The sequence below is a fragment of the Paenibacillus sp. FSL F4-0236 genome (assembly GCF_038000135.1).
Lineage (GTDB): Bacteria > Bacillota > Bacilli > Paenibacillales > Paenibacillaceae > Paenibacillus_AQ.
This window is the reverse complement of the sequence record NZ_JBBOBK010000001.1, coordinates 5,360,950-5,386,546: the sequence shown is the minus strand read 5'-3', so window position 1 is coordinate 5,386,546 and position 25,597 is coordinate 5,360,950. Positions and strand designations below refer to the sequence as shown.

Annotated in this window: 16 protein-coding genes; 14 read left to right on the top strand and 2 right to left on the bottom strand. The window is 46.5% G+C overall.

Translation table 11 applies throughout. From position 1 onward, the window contains the following. Nucleotides 1-13 precede the first annotated feature (13 nt). The 3 genes from NSQ29_RS24040 (at nucleotide 14) to corA (ending at nucleotide 3,350) form a co-directional block, all read left to right on the top strand. Complete coding sequence (locus NSQ29_RS24040; RefSeq protein ID WP_076300202.1) at nucleotides 14-1,006, top strand: inorganic phosphate transporter; 993 nt, start codon at nucleotides 14-16, stop codon at nucleotides 1,004-1,006. A 98-nt stretch (nucleotides 1,007-1,104) separates the two neighbouring features. Then, entirely contained in the window at nucleotides 1,105-1,473 is a 369-nt protein-coding gene (locus NSQ29_RS24035) for a hypothetical protein (RefSeq protein WP_341126280.1), read from the top strand. A 917-nt stretch (nucleotides 1,474-2,390) separates the two neighbouring features. Then, nucleotides 2,391-3,350 (top strand): magnesium/cobalt transporter CorA, encoded by a 960-nt coding sequence (gene corA, locus NSQ29_RS24030; protein ID WP_042184779.1) that lies wholly within the window; start codon nucleotides 2,391-2,393, stop codon nucleotides 3,348-3,350. A gap of 16 nt (nucleotides 3,351-3,366) precedes the next feature. Here the strand turns inward: corA and NSQ29_RS24025 are convergent, their stop codons facing one another. Further along, nucleotides 3,367-3,936 (bottom strand): tyrosine protein kinase, encoded by a 570-nt coding sequence (locus NSQ29_RS24025; RefSeq protein ID WP_341126279.1) that lies wholly within the window; start codon nucleotides 3,934-3,936, stop codon nucleotides 3,367-3,369. Between the two features lie 430 nt (nucleotides 3,937-4,366). On the opposite strand from NSQ29_RS24025, the gene NSQ29_RS24020 reads away from it, so the two are divergent. The 4 genes from NSQ29_RS24020 to rlmD all read left to right on the top strand — a co-directional run bounded on the left by NSQ29_RS24020 (nucleotide 4,367) and on the right by rlmD (nucleotide 8,126). Further along, the gene (locus NSQ29_RS24020) at nucleotides 4,367-4,657 is read left to right on the top strand and encodes a YerC/YecD family TrpR-related protein (protein WP_019913624.1); all 291 of its coding nucleotides are present in this window, start codon (nucleotides 4,367-4,369) and stop codon (nucleotides 4,655-4,657) included. A 3-nt stretch (nucleotides 4,658-4,660) separates the two neighbouring features. Continuing rightward, the gene (locus NSQ29_RS24015; RefSeq protein ID WP_341126278.1) at nucleotides 4,661-5,431 is read left to right on the top strand and encodes a sirohydrochlorin chelatase; all 771 of its coding nucleotides are present in this window, start codon (nucleotides 4,661-4,663) and stop codon (nucleotides 5,429-5,431) included. Nucleotides 5,432-5,660: 229 nt separating this feature from the next. Further along, nucleotides 5,661-6,551: a diacylglycerol kinase gene (locus tag NSQ29_RS24010; protein ID WP_042184783.1), complete on the top strand. Its 891-nt coding sequence runs from the start codon at nucleotides 5,661-5,663 to the stop codon at nucleotides 6,549-6,551. A 90-nt stretch (nucleotides 6,552-6,641) separates the two neighbouring features. Continuing rightward, nucleotides 6,642-8,126 carry a 23S rRNA (uracil(1939)-C(5))-methyltransferase RlmD gene (gene rlmD / locus NSQ29_RS24005; RefSeq protein WP_341126277.1) on the top strand — a complete coding sequence of 495 codons (1,485 nt, stop codon included), beginning with the start codon at nucleotides 6,642-6,644 and terminating at the stop codon, nucleotides 8,124-8,126. A 230-nt stretch (nucleotides 8,127-8,356) separates the two neighbouring features. On the opposite strand, the gene NSQ29_RS24000 is transcribed toward rlmD, so the two are convergent. After that, nucleotides 8,357-10,147, bottom strand: a complete 1,791-nt coding sequence (locus NSQ29_RS24000; protein WP_341126276.1) for a flavocytochrome c — start codon at nucleotides 10,145-10,147, stop codon at nucleotides 8,357-8,359. A gap of 224 nt (nucleotides 10,148-10,371) precedes the next feature. On the opposite strand from NSQ29_RS24000, the gene NSQ29_RS23995 reads away from it, so the two are divergent. The 7 genes from NSQ29_RS23995 to NSQ29_RS23965 all read left to right on the top strand — a co-directional run bounded on the left by NSQ29_RS23995 (nucleotide 10,372) and on the right by NSQ29_RS23965 (nucleotide 25,579). After that, nucleotides 10,372-12,009 (top strand): sensor histidine kinase, encoded by a 1,638-nt coding sequence (locus NSQ29_RS23995; RefSeq protein WP_341126275.1) that lies wholly within the window; start codon nucleotides 10,372-10,374, stop codon nucleotides 12,007-12,009. After that, nucleotides 11,984-12,766, top strand: coding sequence for a response regulator transcription factor (locus NSQ29_RS23990; RefSeq protein ID WP_339244750.1), 783 nt, complete (start codon nucleotides 11,984-11,986; stop codon nucleotides 12,764-12,766). The genes NSQ29_RS23995 and NSQ29_RS23990 overlap by 26 nt, the downstream gene beginning before the upstream one ends. Nucleotides 12,767-13,167: 401 nt before the next feature. Further along, nucleotides 13,168-16,188, top strand: a complete 3,021-nt coding sequence (locus NSQ29_RS23985) for a DUF4855 domain-containing protein (protein ID WP_341126274.1) — start codon at nucleotides 13,168-13,170, stop codon at nucleotides 16,186-16,188. Between the two features lie 280 nt (nucleotides 16,189-16,468). Next, nucleotides 16,469-17,038: an SF0329 family protein gene (locus NSQ29_RS23980; protein WP_341126273.1), complete on the top strand. Its 570-nt coding sequence runs from the start codon at nucleotides 16,469-16,471 to the stop codon at nucleotides 17,036-17,038. Between the two features lie 481 nt (nucleotides 17,039-17,519). Continuing rightward, nucleotides 17,520-17,669: a six-cysteine ranthipeptide SCIFF gene (scfA, locus tag NSQ29_RS23975; RefSeq protein WP_076098734.1), complete on the top strand. Its 150-nt coding sequence runs from the start codon at nucleotides 17,520-17,522 to the stop codon at nucleotides 17,667-17,669. Nucleotides 17,670-17,791: 122 nt separating this feature from the next. After that, nucleotides 17,792-19,186 (top strand): thioether cross-link-forming SCIFF peptide maturase, encoded by a 1,395-nt coding sequence (gene scfB, locus NSQ29_RS23970; protein WP_341126272.1) that lies wholly within the window; start codon nucleotides 17,792-17,794, stop codon nucleotides 19,184-19,186. 390 nt (nucleotides 19,187-19,576) lie between these two features. Continuing rightward, nucleotides 19,577-25,579 (top strand): S-layer homology domain-containing protein, encoded by a 6,003-nt coding sequence (locus tag NSQ29_RS23965; protein WP_341126271.1) that lies wholly within the window; start codon nucleotides 19,577-19,579, stop codon nucleotides 25,577-25,579. The last annotated feature ends 18 nt before the right edge of the window (nucleotides 25,580-25,597 follow it).

Here is a 25,597-nt window from a genome sequence, read left to right as displayed (position 1 = left end):
GGGGTACTAGAATATGGAAACATCGATATGGATTCTTGGAATTGTTATATTTCTCGCGCTTGCGTTTGACTTTATTAATGGTTTCCATGATACGGCCAACGCGATTGCTACCTCTGTCTCTACACGTGCGTTAAAACCTCGAACAGCTATTATTATGGCGGCACTGATGAACTTTGTCGGAGCTTTGATGTTTACAGGTGTAGCTAAGAAAATTGGCGGAAGTATCACAGACCCCACGTTGCTGGAAAATGGTCTGGATATCATAATAGCCACGCTGATTGCTGCGATTATTTGGAATTTGATCACCTGGTGGCTCGGAATTCCGTCCTCCTCCTCTCATGCACTGATCGGCGCTTTGGCTGGTGCAGTATATGTGGGTGCAGGTTCGTCGCATATTAACTGGGGCGGATTTGTGGAAATTGTCGAGGGCTTGATCTTCTCGCCAATTATTGCATTTGTTATCGGTTATATCATCATGACAGTCCTGAAATGGATTTTTGCAAAGCGTAGTCCACATACGGTTAATAAGGGCTTCCGTTCCATGCAGGTTGTGACGGCGGCATTACAGTCGTTTACTCATGGTACGAATGATGCGCAGAAGGCGATGGGGATCATTACCTTTGCCCTCGTTACATCAGGACGCCAAGAGACTATGGATGTAATCCCTCTATGGGTTAAGATTGCTGCGGCTACGGCTATGGCACTCGGTACCTCCATTGGCGGCTGGAAGATTATCAAGACCATGGGTACGAAGATTTTCAAAATCGAGCCGATCAACGGCTTTGCGGCTGATATTTCCGCGGCTTCCGTTATTTTCTCGGCAACACTGCTTCATTTGCCAGTCAGCTCCACACATGCGATCACTTCAGCGATCCTGGGTGTTGGCTCCGCAAAACGCTTCTCTGCCGTGAAATGGGGAGTAGCTGGACGTATTGTAGTTACCTGGTTTATTACGATTCCAATCAGTGCGGTATTAGCCGGTCTGATTTTCAAAATCATTTTTTAAATCCCTTTAATAAAAAGATGTCAGTTAGCCTTTGGCTGCGGACATCTTTTTTTGTTGTTTGGGTGGTGCGGGGGAAGAGCGGTATAAGTCCCGTAGAATTGACGGGATTCGGCGATTGGAGGGGAAAGAGAGGTATAAATCCCGTAGAAATGACGGGATTTGGCAATTGGAGGAGAAAGAGCGGTATAAGTCCCATAAAAATGACGGAATTGGGCGATTGGAGGGGAAAGAGCGGTATAAATCCCGTAGAAATGATGGAATTGGGCGATTGGAGGGGGAAGAGCGGTATAAATCCCGTGGAAATGACGGGATTTGGCAATTGGAGGAGAAAGAGCGGTATAAATCCCGTAGAAATGATGGGATTCGGCGATTGGAGGGCAAAGAGCGGTATAAATCCCGTAGAATTAGCTAAGTTACGTCGAAGAAGCATAAAGAGGGACATTTATACCCCAGAATTGGCTAAATAGCGACGAAGAAGGGAAAAGAGGGACATTTATACCCCAGAATTGGTGAAATAGCGTCGAAGAAGTAGAAAGAGGGGTATAAATACCCCAGAATTGGCGAAATAGCGTCGTATAAGCATAAAGAGGGGTATAAATACCCCAGAATTGGTGAAATAGCGTCGTATAAGCATGAAGAGGGGTATAAATACCCCAGAATTGGTGAAATAGCGTCGAAGAAGTAGAAAGAGGGGTATAAATACCCCAGAATTGGTGAAATAGCGTCGAAGAAGTAGAAAGAGGGGCATAAATACCCCAGAAATGGTGAAATAGCGTCGAAGAAGTAGAAAGAGGGGCATAAATACCCCAGAAATGGCGAATGACGTCGAAGAAGCATAAAGAGGGGTATAAATACCCCAGAATTGGTGAAATAGCGTCGTATAAGCATGAAGAGGGGTATAAATGCCCCAGAATTGGTGAATGACGTCGAAGAAGCATAAAGAAGGGGATAAGTGCCCTAAATTTGCAGAGTCTAGCTCGTACAACCGAGAGTGGTTAAAGCTTGGATAAGGTGCTTATGAGCTTATGTCTGGGCGTAGCTATTTGTGCATCTGTCGAATTTAGGCGGCGGTTAGAATTTAAACTAACTAATCCTTAAACAAATCACTTGATATGATTTGATTAGTTCGGTGACAACCCAAACCTATCTACTCTATCCATTCTATCCCCGCCATCTTTACACTATGAGCCGAATGATCAGAGGGAGAAGAGGCTGAACGAAACTTACTAAAGGGTATTCCATCCTTTCCGGAATGGGACGCTATAGAATAATGGAACCTCAGAGCTACGACTTCTAGGCTGAGATTCTTTTTTGTTATTTTTGGAAGACTCCATTTCTTGCGGTACAATAGATGCGTGGAAGAAGATGAAGCGGAGGAACATTTATGATACGTACACTTGCGGTGACGCATACAGGTGAGGTGCTGACAGACATACCTCTGCAGGATATCCGGCGGGAGGATTATGCATGGATATGGGCAGATTTTGCTACACCTACGGCAGAGGAGACATTGCTGCTGGATCACTATTTTCATTTTCACCCTTTGGCGATTGAGGACTGTATGCATGTGCTGCAGCGGCCGAAGCTGGATCATTATGAGGAAGTACAGTTTTTTGTACTGCATGCGCTGAATGAAGAGACGCTGGATGCTGAAGAGATTGACCTTTTTTTGAGTGCGAATTACCTCGTGTCCTATCATCATCAGGAAAAAACAGAGATGAATGAAGCTTGGGAGCAGGTGAAGCGTGAAATACATAGTCGTAAAGGCTGGTCGGGTGGTCCGATGGCGGCTGCATATACTGTAATGGACAAGCTGGTAGATAAGTATTTTCCATGCCTCTATAGTTTAGAGGACGAGCTTGCGGATCTGGAGAGCAATGGCGGCAGTGAGTCGGTGGAGGATTTGATGAGCCAAGTGTTTAATGTGCGCGGAAGGCTGCTCAAGATGCGGCGGACGATTGTGCCGATGCGCGATTTGATGTACCGGATCGTGAATTCGCAGCATGTCCAGAGCAACGGTGAGGAACGGATTTATTTTGGCGATATCTATGACCATTTGTTAAAACTGTCGGATATGATTGAGGCGGATCGAGAAATGACTGCGGATCTACGTGACAGCTACATTTCTCTTAACTCCAACCGGATGAATTCGATCATGAAAACACTAACAGTAATCACCACCGTATTCATGCCGCTGACGCTGATCGCCGGAATTTATGGGATGAACTTTGTAGTGATGCCTGAACTCGAATGGAAGTATGGGTATTTTGGCGTTCTGCTGTTTATGCTGGTGGTGGGCGTTAGCATGTTCAGATGGTTCCGGCGTAGTGGATGGTTTAAGTAAAAATAAAACGTCACCGCTATTTGCGGCGACGTTTTCCGGTAGGGGGAGTAGAGCGCCGGCGTGTGGTTGTAGTAGATTTACGACGCCCGGAGGTGGAGCGTCTTTTTTTGCGCCGACTCGGGCTGTACAGTGCGGCATCCTCTTCGGCTGCCAGTGCGCCTGCTGCTCCTTTTCCTTTGCCGAAGCTACCCATGAAGAGCTTAACCATCGGAGCCATCTGCTGGAAGCCGGACATCACCTTCTGCACTTTACCCATGGAGTTTACGATCCCGTCAATACCGCCCATTCGGTCGATGATACCTTTGATTTGCTCCATATTCCCACCGATTCCGCCCCCGCCGCCTAAACCGCCTAAGCCGCTAAGCAATCCGGCAAGCCCGCCGCTTGCCTTTGTTGTAGCTTCAGCAGCAGGAAGCGCTAGAGCTGTTTCAGTGGCAGCTTCTGCTCCTAAAGCGGGAAGGATTCCGCTCTCTCCTGGGGAGGATGAAGGCGCATATGGACTGAGCCCGGGGTAAGCAGATGCATTATAAGTATCGGTCAGTGAACGCTGGTTCCGGCGGGAATGATTATAGTAATGATCAGGCATAATATCACATTCCTTTGTTAGTGGTTTGCTATACTGTATGTCATGGGCGAACATACGGTATAGACGAATGCCCGGGTTACCCGTGATAGGAGCGGAAAAGGGCGAATGCCTATAATCGTCTTTAAGAAGTGAAAAAAGCGTGTACATGCTTGATTTTCGGCGCTTATGTAGTACTATAGTGTAGGTGCTATTTCTTATGTAGGAAGAAACAAACGTAGTTTGATACATATTGAGTGTGCGCCACGGGTGGACGTTTGTCCATCGATTTCACTCTTTACAGCGTGAAATCGTTAATGCTTGAAAAATGCGCTCCAGTGCAATATAGTAAAGGCAGGATAGTCGCATGAGGTTTATGTTTCCGGAGCTAGTTTTGTACGGAGCTTAATTAGAGAAACTAATGCTGATAGAACTTTTAGGGGATGAAAAGCTGATGCAACTTAAGAAGTTGAATGATAAAAGTATCGACCAATTATTTGAAGCTATTTTAACGTTAAAAAATATGGAAGAATGTTACGTGTTCTTTGATGATTTGTGCACTGTGAACGAGATTCAATCGCTGTCGCAGCGACTGGAAGTAGCGCGTATGCTCGGCAAAGGCTCCACCTACAACCAGATCGAAGCAGAGACGGGCGCAAGCACAGCTACGATTTCCCGTGTAAAACGTTGCCTGAACTACGGCAATGACGGATATAAATTAACGCTGGAACGTTTGGGACGCTAATTTATGGTACCGGGCGTACTTATTATCAGTCATGGCTCTCGCGATAAGGCTTGGGTGTCAATCGTAGAGGAAGCCGTAAGCGGATTATCGCTAGGTGAAGAGATTCATGTTGTGGTCTCTTTTTTAGAGCTGGTAGAGGGTCGTCTGATTCAAGATGGAATAAATGAGCTGGAACACGCAGGGATCACAGATATTATTGTGATCCCATTGTTCGTTTCCTCAGGAAGCACACATGTCGATGAGATAGAATATGCACTTGGCGCCAAACCTGAGCCTGAACGTGAGACGGATTTAGCGCTGTTCTCAGTGAAGGCTAAAGTTCACTACGGTTATCCTATCGACGATGATCCGGACATCGCTGTAATGATCTGGGACAAGCTACGTGAGCTGTCTACGGAACCGAAGCGAGAGACGATTTTGCTTGTGGGTCATGGCAGTGTATATGATGGCTTCCGTCAGCGCTGGCAGCAAGGCATATCTTCGCTGGCGGGACGTGTACGTGAGGTAAGTGGCGTAGCGGCGGCCGACTATGGTCTGCTGAGTCCAGATAGTGTAAGAAGCAAGGTAGAGTATTGGCAGGAGCAGGGTCACGAGGTACTGGTGGCGCCGCTTTTTTTGAGTGAAGGCTATTTTACTAAGCATGTGATTCCGAACAGACTTAAAGGGTTAACCTATAAGTATTCTGGTCAAACGCTTCTGCCCCATCCCCTTCTTCCGCATTGGATTGAGAGACAGGTAGAGACACTCCTCGAACAGATTCGAATGAAACGATAAAGCACCTACCCTTGAGCACACTTAATCATAAAAAAAGTGCCCACATCTGTGGATAATACGGGATTTGTTGCATACACATATAAATAGTTGTTTTTCTCTAAACTTAGTGTCATTAATTGCTGTATAATGGAATATTTGCATGAAAGGGCCTTTAACATTGATTGTAGTGGTCCGAATTAGGTATAATCAATTAGGTTATTCTATTATAAAAACAGGTGGCGTTCCGGTAATGAAAACTGCGAGATTGATTTATAATCCCACTTCTGGACGGGAAGAAATGAAGAAGCGGCTCGCCGATATTTTGGACCGGCTGGATATTGGTGGCATTGAAGCTACCTGCCATGCAACAACCGGAGAAGGCGATGCTATGCTAGCTGCTGCAGATGCAGTAGAACGCGGTTATGATTTGATCATAGCAGCCGGTGGCGATGGCACTTTAAATGAGGTTATAAATGGTATGGCGGAGAAGCCTAATCTTCCCCCGCTCGGCGTTTTGCCGCTTGGTACTACTAATGATTTTGCACGTGCAATGGGGATCCCGAAGAACTGGGAAGATTCCTGTGATCTGATCATTCGCCAAGAGACACGTCCGATTGATATCGGTAAGGCAAATGACCGTTATTTTATTAATATAGCAGGCGGCGGTAGTCTAACCGAACTGACATATGAAGTTCCTAGTAAGCTGAAGACCATGATTGGGCAGCTTGCGTACTATTTAAAAGGTATTGAAAAAATGGTCAGCCTATCTCCTCAGGAACTAATCATTCGTGCCAATGGGCAGGAAGTTATTCATGATGAGTTTATGCTGTTCCTGATTGCAAATACGAATTCTGTTGGCGGCTTCGAAAAGCTTGCTCCCGGCGCTCGGATCGATGACGGTCTATTAGATGTTATAGCGGTTAAAAAATGCAACCTGGCAGAGTTTGTCCGTTTGGTCAGATTGGCTCTTCGTGGCGAACATTTGAATGATAAGAAGGTTATTTATTTCCGTACGGATGCGATGGATGTAATCTCTCCAGGACATGTCCAATTGAACTTGGATGGCGAACTGGGTGGAGAATTGCCAGGGCGATTCCGGATTTTGCCACAGCATTTGCGGATTTTTGCTGAAAATAACTAAGCTAAGAGCGATTGTAGATGATTGTGGGATATATAGTTATGATAATTGGGTTTATACAGCGATGATAATGAAAGAAGTGAACTATAAATAATGAGTAAACACCGCAGTGAACGCAGCACCAGCCGCCCAGTCGGCAAGGCGCCTGTCGCCGGACTGCCTGTGAATAAAAATGATGAGGTTATGCTCGATATTATCGGCATGACCCATGAAGGTGAAGGGGTAGGCCGCGTAGAAGGCTTTACCCTTTTTGTGCAGGGAGCCCTTCCCGGAGAGAAGGTCCGGGCAAAGGTGCTCAAGACCAAGAAGCAGTATGGCTACGCCAAGCTGCTGAATTTAGTAGAGGCGAGCAGCGCCCGCATCGCGGCGCCCTGCGAGATCTATGACCAATGCGGCGGCTGTCAGCTGCAGCATATGGACTATGCGGCACAGTTGGCGTGGAAACGGCAGCTGGTGGTGGACAACCTGGAGCGGATTGGGAAGCTCCAGGTGAGTGGTGGTGGCGGAGACGCTGGAACGGATCAGGCAGCGGGCATTCTCGTCCGCCCAACACTGGGCATGGACGAGCCTTGGCGTTATCGCAACAAGGCTCAGGTGCCAATCGGCGTAACGGAAGGTGGCCTTGTGGGTGGCTTTTACGCGCGGGGAAGTCACCGGATCATCGATATGGAAACATGCTTGATTCAGCATGAAGATAACGATGACGTTGTGCGCAAGGTGAAAGAAATCGGACGGAAGCGCGGCATTACTGCTTACGACGAAGAATCCGGCAAAGGCTTACTGCGTCATGTCGTAGTAAAGAAAGCCTTCCGTACTGGTGAGATGATGGTCGTACTCGTCACTAATGGCGAACGCATCCCACATCTGGACGAATGGATCACTGAGATCCGCCGTGAAATCCCAGCTGTTACAAGCATCTGCCAGAACGTGAATACTAAACAGACGAACGTAATCTTCGGTGATACAACGCGTACCCTTTGGGGGAACGATGTTATTTACGATTATATCGGCGATGTGAAATTCGCGATTTCTGCCCGTTCTTTTTATCAGGTTAACCCGGCTCAAACTGAAGTTCTTTACGGTAAGACGGTAGAGTATGCAGGACTTACGGGAAACGAGACTGTTATAGATGCTTATTGCGGTATCGGGACGATTTCATTGTTCCTTGCACAGCATGCTAAACAGGTCTACGGTGTAGAGATCGTACGTGAAGCGATTGAGGATGCACGGGCGAACGCCACTTTGAACGGTATGGATAATGTAGTGTTTGAGGTAGGCGCATCTGAGGATGTAATCCCTAACTGGAAAGAGAAGGGGATTACGGCAGATGTTATCGTGGTCGATCCTCCGCGTAAGGGCTGCGATTCACGACTTTTGGAGACGATTCTGGCGATGAAGCCGGAACGTGTGGTGTATGTGTCTTGTAATCCGTCGACACTGGCAAGAGACTTGCGGGTGCTCGAAGATGGCGGGTATAAGACAGTGGAGGTAACTCCGGTGGACATGTTCCCGCATACGGTGCATGTGGAGTCGGTAGCTTTGTTGGTGAGGAACCCTTGTCAAGTAGACACTAAATAATTGGACAATATTAATTCCACTAACGGAGAACGATAAAATAGCAGAGAGTTAGACGAGCGTAGCCCCTAGGCTCCACCATAAAAAACCGCCCTGTTCGCAATGTTGCTTACAGGGCGGTTTGCTATGTCATAGAGGGCAGCTTGAAAGTTAGCAGTCAACCTGCACTCTACAAACTATCTTGCACGTTTTTAAGACTAACTTATTAATAGAGCAGTTACACAAACATAAGATTACTCTGCTACAACTTGTTTACCTGCAATCCGGCCGAATGTGAAGATATCAGCGATGGCATTACCGCCAAGACGGTTTGCACCATGAATGACCCCTGTTACTTCACCTGCAGCGAACAGCCCAGGGATGACTTCGCCTTTTTCATTCAATACGCGAGTCTTCTCGTCGATCACCAAGCCGCCCATTGTATGGTGAACGGATGGTACAGCTTTTTCGATGTAGTAAGGGCCTTTTTCAAGAGATTTCAATCCACCGCGATGTTTGAAATCAAGGTCTTTACCTGTTTTCGCATAATCATTTACTTTATTAATCGTTTCTTTCAAAGTGTTCACGTCAATTTTGAAGAAATCAGCCGCCTCTTCAATCGTATCGGCTTTAAAGAGCAAGCCTTGTTTAACGAGCTGATCGTATTCGTCTTGATGAACTTCGATCGTTTTACCGATATCCTCAATGCCTTGATTCCATAATTGATACGTATATCCGCCCGTTTGGGCAAGAATTGCTTTAGAAATAACGTCACGACGTTCTAATTCCTCAACGAAGCGCTTGCCTTCTTGGTTAATCAGGATCGCACCATCGAAGCGGGAGTCTGCAACCAGGGAAATAACACCTGTCTCAGGATTACAGATTGGATACGTTTGAATACTCTCCATATTTGTCAGTTTGGCGCCAATCGTTTCTGCCATAACGATACCGTCACCTGTAGATCCTGGTGTATCGGTAGACATATATTTTTCATCCATTTTAGGGTTATACTTTTTACGCATCTCTACATTGGATCCAAAACCACCGGTAGCGATGATGACGCCTTTGTTCGCATGGAATGTGATCTTGTCGCCAGTACCCGAAGTCGCAGTTACACCTGTTACTTTGCCGCTTTCGTCCTTCAGCAAGGTTTCGGCTTTCATATTCGTTTTGATCGTGATTTGATCAGCGTCTGTTTTGGCTTTTAACTTAGTAATCAATTCAACACCTGTATGACCTACAGGAATCAACGCACGTTTTCTGGAATGGCCTCCAAATTGGAACAGATGATCAGGTAAGAACTCTACCTTGATATCATCGCGCAGCCATTCGGCAGATGTTAGAGCATTGTCGGCAAGAATACGAACCATCTTTGGATCCCCGAGGTTGTCTCCACCTTTCATCGTATCATTATAGAACAAGTCAGCTGTGTCATCTGTGATGCCAAGAGCACGTTCAACCCAGTTGTCAGGCGCATTCATCTCACCACCGGAGATCAATGTGTTGCCGCCAACAGCTGGCATTTTCTCGAGCAGAACTACACTAGCTCCAGCGCTCTTCGCTTCGATAGCCGCACTAAAGCCAGCACCCCCGGCACCGATGACGACAACATCATAGGTTTGCTCGAGTTCTTCTTTGTCTTTGCTTTTACTGACTGCAGCGCCAGCGACAAGGGTAAGTCCAGACTTCGTAATTGCATCTTGAATGGCTTCGAGATATCCTTTGCTTGTAACCGTAGATCCGCTAACGGCATCAACTTTTGCGCTGTTAGTTGCCATGACATCTTGCTTGAGCTGCGTATAAACAGGTTCTGCAAGTACTTCATTTTCCTTATGCTCTGTTACTTTAATGTCAGTGATCTTGTTATCTAATAAGGAAACTTGTACTTTAATATCGCCATGTTTACCTTGCCCAACTCCTTCAAAGACTTGAACTCCGTTTGCATCTGCAGCGGGTGCTGCATCTTTACCGCCGCAGGCAGCAAGCGTGAACATAAGACTGAGGACTAGTAGAATAGATAACAGCTTTTTCGTGTGAGTTCGCATAATATCTCCTTCATTCTGTTGTGAATTGGTTACATACACTAGGGAGAGGAAGATTTGCTAGGCAAATCCCTTATCTCTAGCCTAGACATGAATGTTATTTCATGTGAAAATATGCACAAGACCTATTATAGATTTAGTACAGCATTATGTATTTGCACAGATTAGCGTTTTTTTGTCTTTTTCGGGCATGTAAGAAACGGATATTGTGAAGGGCTATGATTACAATGAAATCAATTCACTTAAAAATTACGTTAATCGCAGGAGGCTGCTTCTTGCTGCTGTTCGTTGCATTGCTTGTAACAATATATTTGGAGATGAACCATACGGTTGTCCCTTTGAATAAGAACTTAACGCAGCAAGTGGTTAATGCACGCAGCGACCAGATTGATTATTGGTTTAATCAGCGCATTGGAGAGATAGACATGCTTGCTTCTCTAGCTTCGGACCATCAGTGGACACGAGATGAATTGCTGCAAGAGATCGATAAGTTCGAGGTGAAGAAGCAAGTAGAGTACGAATCCATACGCGTGGTGGATATTCACGGAAATTCCTGGTCAGCAAGGGACAAGCCTTTTTCGATACTAAACCGACCCTACTATCGAAAACAACTGCTAAATTCAGATTCCAATTATGTGGTGAGTAATCCGATCGTATCCAAAGCGAATGCAGTTGAAATCGTCGTCATTCTCTATCGCGTGAATCCATCGGTGAATGATGAAGTAGCTTATATTGCCGCAGCCGTCTCCGTCAAGAAGATGAAGGAGATTGCTCAAGATGTAATGCTATATGACCAGTCAGGCCAGCTTATCATCGATTGCAGAGAGCTGGGTGAAGGAGATGAAGCGGAGGATGCAGCAGATAAGAAGAACATGAGTGTATTTGAGGCTCCAATTCAAAATGTGGAAGGCTGGAAGCTAGTACTCGAAGTACCGAATTCAAGTCTATCGCTAGCGGTGATCAAAACCCAGCGGACTGCATTGCTGGTAGGCGTTCTTATCGGTAGTGCGTTTATCGTCTTTCTGATGCTGCTTGCTTCTTCCATTATTCGTCCAATTCAGTCGCTTCGCCAGGTAATGGAAAATGTGCAGAACGGCAACCAAACCATACGAGCAGATGTTACGCGCTCGGATGAGATCGGCGATCTTGGGCGAAGCTTCAATGACATGCTTGTTCAATTATACGCTGTGGAGCAGGACCGAAAGGAGATGGAACTCAGACTGATTCATGAGCAGATCAAGCCGCATTTTTTATACAACACATTGGATACGATCCAGTGGATGGCAACGGAACATGGAGCAGACAATGTGGTGGAGATGGTGGAAGCGCTTAGCGCGTATTTTCGATTAGGGCTTGGCACAGGCAGTCCCTACATTCTGCTTGATCAGGAGTTGTACCATGTCGAGAGTTATCTTCATATTCAAGGCGTACGATATGAGGAGATTCTGGACTACGAGCTTCGATATGATGAAAAGCTTGCTCAGTGCCAAGTCGTTCGCTTCATGCTGCAGCCGTTGGTAGAAAATGCGATTTATCACGGGATTAAGCCACTTGGGGATCAAAAGTGCAAAATTTCGATCACAGCATATAAACAGGTCGATTATTTGGTCATTAAGGTTGAAAATAATGGGGTTATGATTCCTGAAGAGAAGCTTGAACAGATGAATCAAGCCCTTCTTGATGATAAATATGATCGTTCTGCCACAGGCTTTGGGCTATACAGTGTAAACCATCGCATTCGACTAGCTTACGGGGTGCCATATGGCCTTGCAGTGAAGAGCGAAGATGGCATTACCGTTATGGTCATTCGAATACCTTTGGACGGGGAGTGGAATGAAGATGTGGAAGATTGTCATCGTCGATGATGAAACGATCATTCGCAAAGGCTTGCGACAATACATTGAGGAGAGTCCGTATCTTTTTGAGGTTGCAGGAGAAGCGAAAAGTGCAAACGAAGCATTGAATATGGTGGAGGAAGCCCCACCACATGTATGTCTTGTGGACATCAACATGCCGAATATGAATGGGCTCGATCTGATGAATATATTGCGCGAACGCTGTCCGTCGGTTCTGGTTGTCATCATCAGCGGCTACGATAACTTTGAATATGCGCGTCAAGCCGTGCAACTGCAAGCATTCGATTATGTATTGAAACCTGTGCCGAAGAGTGATCTGAACAAGCTGCTTCATCGGATCGATGAGCATCTTCAGGCAAAATATCCTTTGCATTCACATGAAAGCAGGGTGGATAAGGAGCTGGGGCTTCCCGGGTATACAGGGGATGGAACAGTGCTTATCCAAAAAGTGATCGAGTATATTGACAGTCATTATCAGGATCCGGAGCTATCTATTACTAGAGTAGCAGCGCTATTTCATATCAACCAAACCTATCTTAGCAAGCGTATGAAGCAAGAAATCGGTGCTTCATTCCTTGACTATGTCACCGAGCTCCGGATATCGAAGGCGAAGGAGATTCTGGATGACGTAATGCCGAATATCAAAATCGGGGATCTGGCCGTGAAGGTAGGGTATAAGAGCCAGTACTATTTTAGTCGTGTGTTCAAAAATAGAGTCGGCTCAAGCCCCTTAGAGTACAAAAAGCATCCGTTCGGTTATGGATAGGGCATCAATTTAGTAGAACGCCGCAGTAATTAGGCGCCACCATATATAAACACGACGCAGCCTCGAGGGGTTGCGTTTTTTATGTGGCGGATTGTTTAGAGGACATTGATAGAAAATAGGTAGGACCTTAGGAGGTAAGCGCTATCTTTATACCTATAAAAACGCGACGTGAAGGCCTTCATGTCAACAAGTGTATACCCAATGTCATTAATTATCTATTTGAAAGAAAGGCCACTTTTCATAATGTTACTATAAGGACATTGACATATGTTATAAGCTTCTATGACGTGTCGGAATCTCGGAAGGGAGGAAAGAGCATCGAGGTAAGCTGAAATGGAAGCGCATACCATTTAGGAGATTGATGTTTCTTGACTCAAGAATCAGAAGGGAGTTCGTACGATATGAAGAGGAGTAGAAAATGGGTAGCTCTCGTTATGGTTGCGATCATGATCGTAACGATGATGCCGATCGCGCAAGCGGAAGAGGCGCTGCCGCCTACACAGACAGAGGAACAGACACCAACGAACCCGCCGGGCGAAGCCGATCCGGTCGAGGTGACGAATCCATCAGACCTACCGGGAGCGGGTACGGAGGGTGTTATTGCGTCAGTGTATGGGGCGGTATATCACAATCTTGCAGCGGGCTTATCTTATGAGTGGTCGCAAGAGCCGGAAGCTTCAAATCCGGATGAAGGCAACAAACTTACGGATGGTATATATGGGGCAAGCAATAGATCCGACGTAGCATGGGTTGGACATCATTTGGGTAAGACACGCGAAGTTGTGTTTGATTTGGGGGCGAAGAAATCACTCACGGGTATTAAAGCCAATTTCCTCGAAGATTGGCCAACGAACAATGTACTCGTGCCACTCACGGTATCGATGTACGTCTCTGATGACAAGGTGAACTGGGGACTGCTCAAAGACAATGCCACGCAGAAGCTGTGGAATGATGGTAAATACACGGAGACCTATGTGTGGGATGGCAGCAAGGACGGTATTAAAGCGATCGGCCCAGATGCGAAAATCGCGTATGCTCGGTACGTGAAAGTAACATTCACAATGCATACGCGTGCAATGACCTTCGTGGATGAGATTGAAATCCTCGGTGAAGAGGGCAAAGTTGCCGGAGCCGTAACTGTTCCAACGCATACGCCGAAATTCTTGGCGGCAGGCGAAGCGACAGCGGGTATAGAGCATCTTGGACTTTTGTATAACGGGCAATATGCGAATGACTTAGGCATCTGGACAAAAGAACGGATCATTCCGAACATTAGTTATGTCGATAAGGACGGCAAGATTAAGGATCGACTCTTCGACGGCGTCCTGTATCTTGGCATTAACTCTCCAAATCCAGGTCGTGATTTCGGCGGGCGGGCTTATCTTGAAGATTGGCAATGGTATCTGGATAAGACCTTTGCGGTAGGCGGTGATATGGATGCGTTAAACGCAGCGGCTAAGGAAGTATCCGATGCGCTGAACGAGTCTGGCGTGAAGGAAAAGGTTGTCCTCATGATTCCGGATCCAGGTGAATCGATCACTAATTTCGGAGCTATTGAACAAGGTGGAGAATCGCTGAACTTTAATGATTCCGTTGGCAAAGAGAAAGCCCTTGCGAACCGTGAAAAAGCAGTTCAATGGTGGCTGCAGCAAGTCAAATCGAGATGGGAAGCAAAAGGCTATGCTAACCTCGAGCTTGTAGGTATGTACTGGTTCGAAGAGCAAATCAGCACAAGCCAATCCGGACCGGATCTGATCCGTTCGGTGAGCAGCACCCTGCATGACATGCAAATTAGCGGCAAGGACCTGAAGTTCTTCTGGATTCCGCACTTCTTCGCTTATAAAGCGTTCATGTGGAAGGATGTCGGCTTCGATGCGGTGACGATCCAACCGAACTACTTCTTCGAGCCGACGGATATCGAGCGCTTGGAGGATTCTGCGAATCTGGCGAAGCAGTATGGCATGTCCAATGAACTCGAGTTCGATGATCGGATGCTGACGGACGGCGTGTTCCGCGAGCGGTATATCGATTACTTGAACAGCGGTGCGAAGACAGGGCTTATGAAGGATGGCTTCAAATCGTATTACCAAGGCAACAATGCAGTCTATAACACCGCGGTAAGTAAAGATCCAGCGACACGCGTTCTTTACGACTGGCTGTATCAATTTGTTAAAGGAACGTATCAGATCAACGAGGCTCCGCCTTCCGAGGTAGACGTGCAGATGAACGGCAAGCCGTTCCAGAGCGGGATGAAGCTGCCCGATTCAGAATCCGTAGCCTTTACATGGAAGCTTAGAACTGATGATGGTCTGACGAAAGTGACGGCGACGTATGACGGCAAGCCTTATACAGCAGGTACCGTTATTCCGCTTGCAGGCAAGCTTGGCAAGCATGAGCTTAACATTACCGTTACGGCGGGGCATATGGTGACTAAGTCATATGTTATCGAAGCAACGACAAATGCATCTGGTATGAAAGCGTTAGTCGACCGCTTCGAAAAAGCGAAGCAATTTACCAATTCTGCAACGGTGCGTTCTTTGAACAACTATTTGGAAATGATGAAGCGCTATGAAGGGAACGATGCAGCGCAAGTCACCAAGTATCTCAAAGGCTTTAACGCAAAGCTGGATGAATTCAAGAAGGCGGGTACGATAAAAGATGAGGCGTACAATACGCTGAAGGAAAGCATCTATTACCTCATAGGCAATTTGGCGCAGAATAAAACGGTAGAAGCTTCGTCGACCGAAGGCAATAATGCGAATTATGCACCGGCTAAAGCCGTCGATGGATTCCCTGCTTCAAGATGGGCGAGCGAATACGTGGACAATACTTGGTTCCTGGTCGATCTCGGTGAAGTGAAGGAAATGGATACAGTTCGAATCGATTGGGAATATGCTCGTGCAGATAAATACAAACTTTTTGTGTCGAACGATAAGCAGAACTGGATCAATGTCATGCCAAATGACGGAATTATTACCGCGCATGATGGCAAAGAAACGATTCAGTTCAACCCGGTCAAGGCAAGATACATGAAGTTACAAGGCATAAAAAGAGCAACCGATTACGGATATTCCATCTACGAGTTTGGTGTCTATAACCTCTCGGGCGCTGTAGACGTGAAAGGCATTGAGGGCATACAAGTAAAGGTTGACGAGGAAGCGAAAAAAGTAACGATTGATGGATTGCTGATGAATGGCGTCCTTACAAATGTGAAGTTGAAGGTGCTTGATCCAAAAGGCAAGGTTCAACTCGAAGATGAGACGAAGAGTACAGTCGCGGGAAGCTTCCAATTCACATTCAAACTTACGGGTAATTTAAAGGGAACCAATGAGGCGTATCTATCGACTGGCTATATGAGCGAGCCTGTAAAAGTGACCTTTGAATACTCAAAAGAAAACCCGGGTAAAGGTCACGATAAGTAATGGAGAAATAATCATCCAAGCAGCAATACGACCCGCGCTGAAACTTCCTGTACCGGTTATCGAATTATCTGTCCGAGTAAGACTAATAACCGAAGTAAAAACGTTTGAGGCGTAACATAACAAGCCGATTAGGTACCAGACCACGGGGTCTATACCTAATCGGCTTGTTTCTATGTACAGTATCAAGATATTATTCAGGTTTTAGTGGGATTGTATTATGTATTGTATAATAGAACGACTGCCTCAACAGGTATTTATAACATAAAACATAGGAGGATACATGTCCTGGAGCAAATTGAAGCAACAACTGGAGAGTTTTCTCTGTCCTGCGTTATACGGCAGGGTTGAATATCGCGCAAGCAGTTACCGTTATTTACCTGATAAATCAGGGAATTGTTATATTTCGGTAGATAAAAAGAACGTACTTAATATGAATGATAGAACTAGCTCAATTAGATGGTATCAGACGGAGCAGGAGATTAAGAATGATTCAGATCTTCAAATTCCTATCAACCATGAAGAAATTGAAGCGGTTAGAAAAGATAGCAAGGGGATCATCCCGGAGGATCGTTTAATAGTCATTGCAAGAAGCAGAAAAATATCAGAAGTTGCAAAGGAGCTTTTGTCAGCACAGACGTCATTAAGTAAATCCAATTTTATTGTTATAGCTACTAAGTATTTATCTATTTCCATAGAGGAGAGCTTAGAAAGTGACGATATCTTATTGAATATTCTAGCCTTAGTGGACAGACGAGTTGGAAAAAAGCGAATTTTAAACATGAGCGAGAAGATGAAGTTAAAGCATCCAAGTGTGCAATATTTTTATGAACTAAGGCGTAGTACATTATAAAAATAAATAACTTCATTGAATATTCAAGAAACACTCCCTACAAAAATCCCTAATTCTACGCGACTTCTTCCCACCATAACAATAGCCATGATAATGAGAGGGATGTTCGCATATAGTGCATATGGAATCGGAGAGTGTCGCTCTACTGGTAAGGAAGGATACAGTGTTATGAAATCCTTATATTTATTGGACTTTACGGACAAGTATGAGGAAAAATCGTTGTTAAAGAGATGGCATCATTGCCGTCTCTTTTTTGTTTCACTTTTTTAGTATTGCGCTGACTCTGGTTCCCGCTACCGCATCTTACGATCACAAGTACGAAGACTGCAGCATAATTAGCGTTGATGCTTATGTTCAAGCTCTCTCTGCTCTGCTCTGCTAGGTGACGGGAATCATAGACGTACTTGCGTGATGTTGCTACGATGTTCCATGGAAATTAAGTGAAAGTGATCACAAGAAATTACAGAAGGAGTTATTTATCGTGAAAAGAATCGTAACACTGAGCACCCGCAAACTGATGGATACCGCAAAACACGGCGGATGCGGCGCATGCCAGACATCTTGCCAATCCGCTTGTAAAACTTCCTGCGGCGTTGCAAACCAGAAGTGTGAAAATGCAATGAACAGATAGGATTCGGAATTTTACCGCCCATTGCTCCGCTGATGGGCGGCTATTTTTAAGAAATGGATTCTATCCCTAAAGGATGGCAAAGCCGTTTCTACTTGTGTGCAAAAGGAGCTTGATTAGTAAGTATGATTCATCAATATAAACTAAACGGATACAATATCGTGCTCGATACCTATAGTGGCTCGGTGCATGTTGTTGATGACCTAGCATATGAAATTATAGCGGATTATGAGAAAACTTCTGCCGAAAAAATCGTGACAACGCTGTTGGATAAATATAAAGATGATTCCAGCATTTCCGAGAGCGACATTCGAGAAACCATCGCGGATATCGAGGAACTTAAAAATGATGGCCAGCTCTTTACAAAAGATGAGTATGAGAACCTCTCGCTCGATTTAAAAAAACGGAAAACTTATGTTAAGGCACTCTGCCTCAATGTTGCGCATACCTGTAATTTGTCATGCGACTATTGCTTCGCTAGCCAGGGGAAATACAACGGAGATAGGGCAATCATGAGCTATGAGGTTGGACAAAAAGCTATCGATTACCTGCTTGAAAATTCGGGTCATCATCGAAACCTGGACATCGACTTTTTCGGCGGGGAACCGCTTTTGGCCTGGAAAGTGGTTAAACAGATCGTAGCTTATGCAAGAAGCAAAGAACAAGAATACAAAAAGAAGTTCCGCTTCACCTTCACGACGAACGGGATGCTGCTGAACGATGAGGTCACCGAGTTTTTAAATCAGGAAATGTACAATGTCGTATTAAGCCTGGATGGAAGAAAAGAGGTTCATGACCGACTTCGCCAAACGGTTAACGGAAAAGGCAGCTACGATCATATTGTTCCGAAGTTCCAGGAATTCGTTCGTAAGCGCGGAGACCAAGAGTACTATGTACGAGGAACCTACACTCGCAACAATGTCGATTTTACCAACGATATATTTCATATCGCTGACCTTGGTTTTGACAAGCTCTCAATGGAACCGGTCATCTGTGATCCAAGGGAACCTTATGCACTTACCGAGGAGGACCTCCCGGAGATATACAACCAATACGAAATTCTCGCCAAGGAAATGATTGGGCGCGGTGAGCAAGGCAAGGGATTTACCTTTTATCATTACATGCTTGACCTCTCGGAAGGACCTTGCATCCAGAAGAGAATCACTGGCTGTGGTTCAGGAACCGAATATCTTGCTGTCACCCCTTGGGGAGAGCTTTTTCCTTGCCATCAGTTCGTAGGGGATGAAGAATACAGCATGGGGAACCTCTGGGATGGCATCACAAAGCCTGAGCTGCAATGTCAATTTAAAGAGAGTAATTGCTACTCGAAGCCGGAATGCAAAGACTGCTGGGCGAAACTCTACTGCAGCGGCGGTTGTCCTGCCAATGCGCTACACGCGACGGGTTCCCTGGTCGGAACCTATGACTTCAGCTGTGACATCTTCCGCAAGAGGGTCGAATGTTCCATGATGGTGAAGGTTGATGAATCTATTAGAGCGATGGAAGGGCAATCTAGCTAGTTAACGTAACGGACGAATAAACTATAACCGAGGAATAGACACTTTTAAATAAAGTGCCTTTCTCGGTTTTTTTGTATGAACTAGAACTATGATCATAGATCGTTTTTTCCATCGGCAATCAGGATGAGGAATTCAAAACGTGACGGCCTAATCTGTTTAATAGACAGAGAGGGCTTTTTTAATGTGCGAATCTATGATTTTTTCTTTGAACACAAATACATATGACTAAAGTCATATTAAATTCGTGATTTAGCGTATTTTTTTGTCGAAAAATAAACTATTTTCTAGTGAATGTCGATATAATAGGATAGAAATCTTCTTTTCTGTAGTAACTGCAATTACGGAAGCGTTAACAATTATATGAATAGTCATTCGACAAGGAGGAAAGCGATGTTAAAAAAGTTAGGCAAGATTGGATTGGCATTTATTTTAGTCATTGGGCTACTGCCGATGATTTCACTCCAGGCATACGCTGCCACACCTTCATTCACCAAAACGGTGGACTTTCCCATTCAGCCTCCAGTTACAAACGCCTCGGGTAAGAATGTTTCTGATGTTGATGTTCTTCCTGACGGAAGTACCGCAGTAGTGTTGAACACATTCGCTTATCAAGGTAATTCCTACGTTTATTCTTATTTTTTGAAGATTTTTGACAGCACGGGAGCTCCTAAAGCGGATGTTCCTCTAAGTAACTTAATGGATACCTATTACAAAATGACTGATGTGAATATGCTTGCGCTAAGTGATGGAAGGATTCTGATTACTTACCATAAAAGCGACAGCGGCGATAACAATTTGCAATTGGGAACCGTTAGGGAGAGTACTCCCAATGCCTATTTCATGGTGCTAAACCAGTCAGGACAAAAGGTGGTCGGTCAAACGCAGATTAATACATACTCTGCCGCCAGTACCCCGGCACTCACGCGCTTTGTCTCTATAACAGAATTGTCTGACGGCAATATAGCTTTTTCCTGGCAACGAAACGACAATATTAGCATGGCTACGCGTGTGTTCTCTGTTACGGGTAACCCGATCTCGAGCGAAACACTGCTGGTTTCCCATAATGCGAGCATGTCTTATGTATCCGCTGGAGACGGTGTATATATGGTTGCTTATAATTCGGGAGTAGGGCCCCAGACAGATACTATTCATCTGAAGATATTCAGTAATAGTGGGACTCTGTTAAAAACGATTGATAAAGGAATAAGAACGGATGAAAAACAGCTGTTTCTATCAACGTTGAACAACGGCAATTTCATGTTCAGTCAATATAGTTATAGAAACGGCACATCAACAGTCTCCTTATATGATAAGAACGGTACGAGCAAAGGTGATTTTACGGTAAATGGCTCTCTAGGCGAATCTTCGGCTGCTATTTATAGGGATGGTGCAAATCCGGGCTTTGTAACCGTAAGTACGGACCCCACTTCTACCAATGCCATCAATGATGCGTACAACAACTTTAAAGAATGGTCGGGAACGCAGTATGCTTACCTGAATTATTATGACAATGACGGTAACTTAGTCTTTACATCGGATCAGCCGATGGATTCCGCTCCGGTGGCTATGCAGGGTTTCAATGAAGCCACTTGGATGTACGCTGTGGAATATTATCCAAGCTTCAAATTGTATCCCACCTTTGGTGACAAGCTTGTCTTGGCGACAACCGATAATACGGATGCTGATCATTATAGAATAACCGCTAAAATATTTGAGACGGGAGCTCCGGCACCAGCGGCTATCATTGACTATGCAGCGGAGCAACTGACCGGACTGACGCCAAACAGCGCCTACTCGGTTAACAACGGTACGGCGGTAACGGCGACAGTGGATGGTAAGCTAGCTATAGACATCAGCTGGTTTGGAACGTCAGTGAGCATCGTGAAAAAAGGCGATGGCTCGTCGACAACGGATAGCCCGGCACAAACGCTGACTATTCCATTCCGTCCAGGGGCACCGACTGGTGTAACGGCGACGAATGAAACGGCGATAAGTGCTAACGATGGTACATTGACTAACGTAACAACTGCGATGGAGTACAAGAAGGGTGTGGCGGGTACTTGGACGAATATTTCAGGTGCAACCGTAACGAGACTTGATCCGGACATGTACTATGTCCGGACAAAAGCGACGGTGACGGCGTTTGCGTCAGAAGCGAAGAGCGTGACGGTGGCTACGTTTGTGGCAACACCGGAAGTGACACCGGCAGCCATCATTGATTATACGGCAGAGCAGTTAACCGGTCTGGTGCCAAACGGCTCGTATACGGTGAACGGTACGGCAGTAACAGCGACAACAGATGGTAAGCTGGCCATTAACAGTGGTTGGTTGGATACGTCGCTGAGCATCGTGAAAAAAGGCAATGCCTCGACGACATTGGATAGCGCGGCGCAGACGCTAAGCATTCCGCCTCGTGCAGGGGCGCCGACTGGTGTAATGGCGACGGATGAAACGGCGATCAGTGTTAACAATGGTACATTGACGAACGTGACAACCGAGATGGAATTCAAGAAAGGTACAGCAGGTGTATGGACGAGTGTAGCAGGTGTAACCGTAACGGGACTTGATCCGGACACGTATTATGTGCGGACGAAAGCGACGACGACGGCATTTGCGTCAGAAGCGAAGAGCGTGACGGTGGCTACGTTTGTGCCAACGCCGGAAGCGGCACCGGTAGCCACCATTGATTATGCGGCTGAGCAGTTAACAGGTTTGACGGCAAGCGGCTCGTACACGGTAAACGGCGTCTTGGTGACAGCGACAGTTGATGGCAAATTAGCTATTGGCAGCAGTTGGTTGGGGACGTCACTGAGCATCGTGAAGAAGGGCAATAGTTCTACGACAACGGATAGCACAGCGCAGACGCTAAGCATTCCGATCCGTCCAGGGGCGCCGATAGGTGTGACGGCGACAGACGAAACGACGATAAATGCTAATAATGGTACCTTGACGAACGTGACAACCGAAATGGAATACAAGAAGGGTGCGGCAGGTGCATGGAAGGAAGTGACGGGTGTAACCGTAACGGGACTAACTCCGGACACGTACCATGTGCGGACGAAAGCGACGGCGACGGCATTTGCGTCAGCTTCAGTGCAAGTAGCGGTGGTTGCTTTTGTAGCAACACCGGAAGTGGCACCGACAGCTGTTATTGATTATTCGGCTGAACAATTGACAGGTCTCACGCCAAACAACTCGTACACAGTAAACGGAGCTTTGGTAACAGCGACAGCTGATGGCAAATTAGCTATTGGTAACAGTTGGTTGGGAACGTCGCTGAGTATTGTGAAGAAAGGCAATGGCTCGATGACAACGGATAGTGCGGCGCAGACGTTAAGCATTCCGTCCCGTTCAGGGGTGCCGACTGGTGTAACGGCGACGGATGAAACGGCGATAAATGCCAACGATGGCAAATTGACGAACGTAACAACCGTGATGGAATACAAGAAGGGCACAGCAGGTGCATGGACGGATGTGTCAGGCACAACCGTGACAGGACTTATTCCGGACACATATTATGTGCGGACGAAAGCGACTTTGACAGCATTTGCGTCAGAAGCGAAGATCGTGACGGTGGCTGCGTTCGTGCCAACGCTGGAAGCAACACCGACAGCCATCATTGACTATGCGGCAGAGCAGTTGACAGGCTTGACGCCAAGTGGCTTGTACACGGTAAATGGTTCAGCGGTTACGGCGACAGCAGATGGTAAGCTGGACATTAATAGTAGTTGGATAGGAACATCGCTAAGCATCGTGAAGAAGGGCAACAGCTCGACGACAACGGATAGCGCGGCGCAGACGTTAAGCATTCCGTCCCGTTTAGTGGCGCCGATTGGTGTGACAGCAACGGGTGAAACGGGATTGAACACAAACGATGGTACGCTCATCAATGTTACTACTGCAATGGAATACAAGAAAGGTACAGCAGGTGCATGGACAGATGTACCTGGTACAAGCGTGACGGGGCTCACTCCAGACACGTATTATGTGCGGACGAAAGCAACAGCGACGGCATTTACCTCGGCTTCGGTGCAAGTGACGGTATCGGCATTCACGAAAATGCCAGAAGCGACGCCAGCGGCCGTCATCGACTATGCTACTGAGCAATTGGTGGGCCTGACGCCAAGTGGCTCATACATGGTAAACGATACAGCGATTACGGTGCCAGTTGATGGCAAGCTGGAAATTGATAGCAGCTGGTTGGGAACGTCACTGAGCATCCTTAAGAAAGGTGACGGTTCAACAACTACGGATAGTGCGGTACAGACGTTAAGCATTCCATCTCGTGCAGCGGCTCCGGTAGGTGTGACTGTCACGGATGTGACGTACAATGGGGCTAATAATGGCACCATTCAGAATCTGACAGTCCAAATGGAATACAAAATAGGCAGCACGGGTCTTTGGACAGAAGTTACAGACACAATGATTACGGACCTTGCGCCGGACACGTATTATGTTCGGGAAAAGGCAATGGCAACAGCATTCGCTTCTATTGCTGTTCAGGTTATCGTTCATGACTCGAATGCGGTCATTCCGTCCGCGCCTGAAGTCACGGCAGATGATCAGAACAATACGATTGTTGGTCTGGACACAAGTATGGAATTTTCATTGGACGACGGAACTTATGTACGGTTCGACGGAACCAACTTGCCGGACTTGAGTGGTGAGCACATTGTTAAGGTACGGGTGGTAGCTAGCGGGTCCGTTCCGGCAGGACCGGCAACCACGCTTACCTTTACAATTAATATACTTAACCCTGCGGGTGGCTTGAACGTGAACGCCATCGATCCAAGTGGCTCGGCAAATAACGGCTATACACAAATCACCGTTATACCTGCGCTGGCTGAAGGACATAAGCTTTTTTATAAGAACTTTGGCGCTGGTAGCGTAGTCGTACCAAATGTGGGAGATGTCCTGACTGGATACATGCTTGTAGGCAGTGAGGGATTGGTTCCTGCGGCCAATGGGGATACGATTGGGATTGCAGAGGTAGATGCTGACGGCAAAGTGGTGAAATACGGTAGTGCAACAGCAGCTGTGGTGGCTGATCCCGTATCACCGGGTACTGATCCGGTCAGCCCAGGATCCGGAAGCAACTCGAATAGCGGAACAACCCCTGGTAATGCGAACACAGTTGTTACCGATGTGATCGTGCTTGTTAACGGTAAGGAAGAGAATGCGGGCAAAGCAACAACAACGACCATAGGAAACGTGGGAACGACTATTATCGTCGTTGACCCAGCTAAACTCCAAGCGAAGCTGGACGCGGAAGGTAATGGGGCGGTGGTGACCGTTCCTGTGACGCTGGATTCCAACATCATCGTCGCTGAGTTAAACGGTCAAATCATTAAGAACATGGAGAACGCATCGGCTACCCTAGTGTTTCAGACAAGTAAAGGTACTTATACTTTGCCAGCTGACGAAATCAACATCAGTGTGTTAGCTAAGAAACTTGGAAATGGCTTGAAGCTGGAAGATATCACACTGAAGATTACGATCAGTGAGACTTCGCCATCTATGAACCAGGTAGTGGCGGGTGCGGCAAGCAGTGGTGGCTTCACACTCGTTGCACCGTCACTAGATTTCACTGTTACCGCTACTTACGGTACATCGACAGTGGAAGTGAGTCAGTTCAATGCTTACGTAGAGCGGATAGTGGCACTTCCAGGTGGTATTGATCCGAATCGGATTACGACTGGAGTCGTTGTGGAGCCAGATGGCACAGTGCGCCATGTGCCGACCAGATTCATTCTGAAGGACGGCAAATACTACGCAGTTATTAAGAGTGTGACGAACAGCTCGTATTCGGTGATCTGGCATCCGCTGATGTTTGCGGATGTGGAGAATCATTGGGCGAAGGACGCAGTGAACGATATGGGATCTCGTCTAGTAATTAATGGAGTGAATAAAACGACGTTTAACCCGAACGCAGATATTACCCGGGCGGAGTTCGCGGCGATCATTGTACGCGGTCTGGGAATGAAACTTGGTGAAGGAAAGACAGCCTTTGCGGATGTACCAGCGAATAGCTGGTATGCAGGTGCGGTTGAAACGGCATCCGAGTACGGTCTGATCACTGGTTTTGAGGACGGGACATTCCAACCGAATGCTCCAATCACTCGCGAGCAAGCCATGAACATTATCGCTAAAGCGATGAAGTTAACAGGTCTTGCAGACCAGACAGGCACAGTGGATGTGACAAGCGTACTTGCTGCCTTTAAAGATGCAGGCAACATAGGCGTCTGGGCTAAGGACAGTCTGGCACTTGCCGCCAAAGCTGGCTTGATCAGTGGCCGTGGCGACAATAAGCTGGAGGCAAAAGCTAATGTAACCCGCGCGGAAGTGGCAGTTCTGATTCAGCGGTTGCTGCAGAAGTCGGGGCTTATTGATTAGAACATTATGAAAAATGGA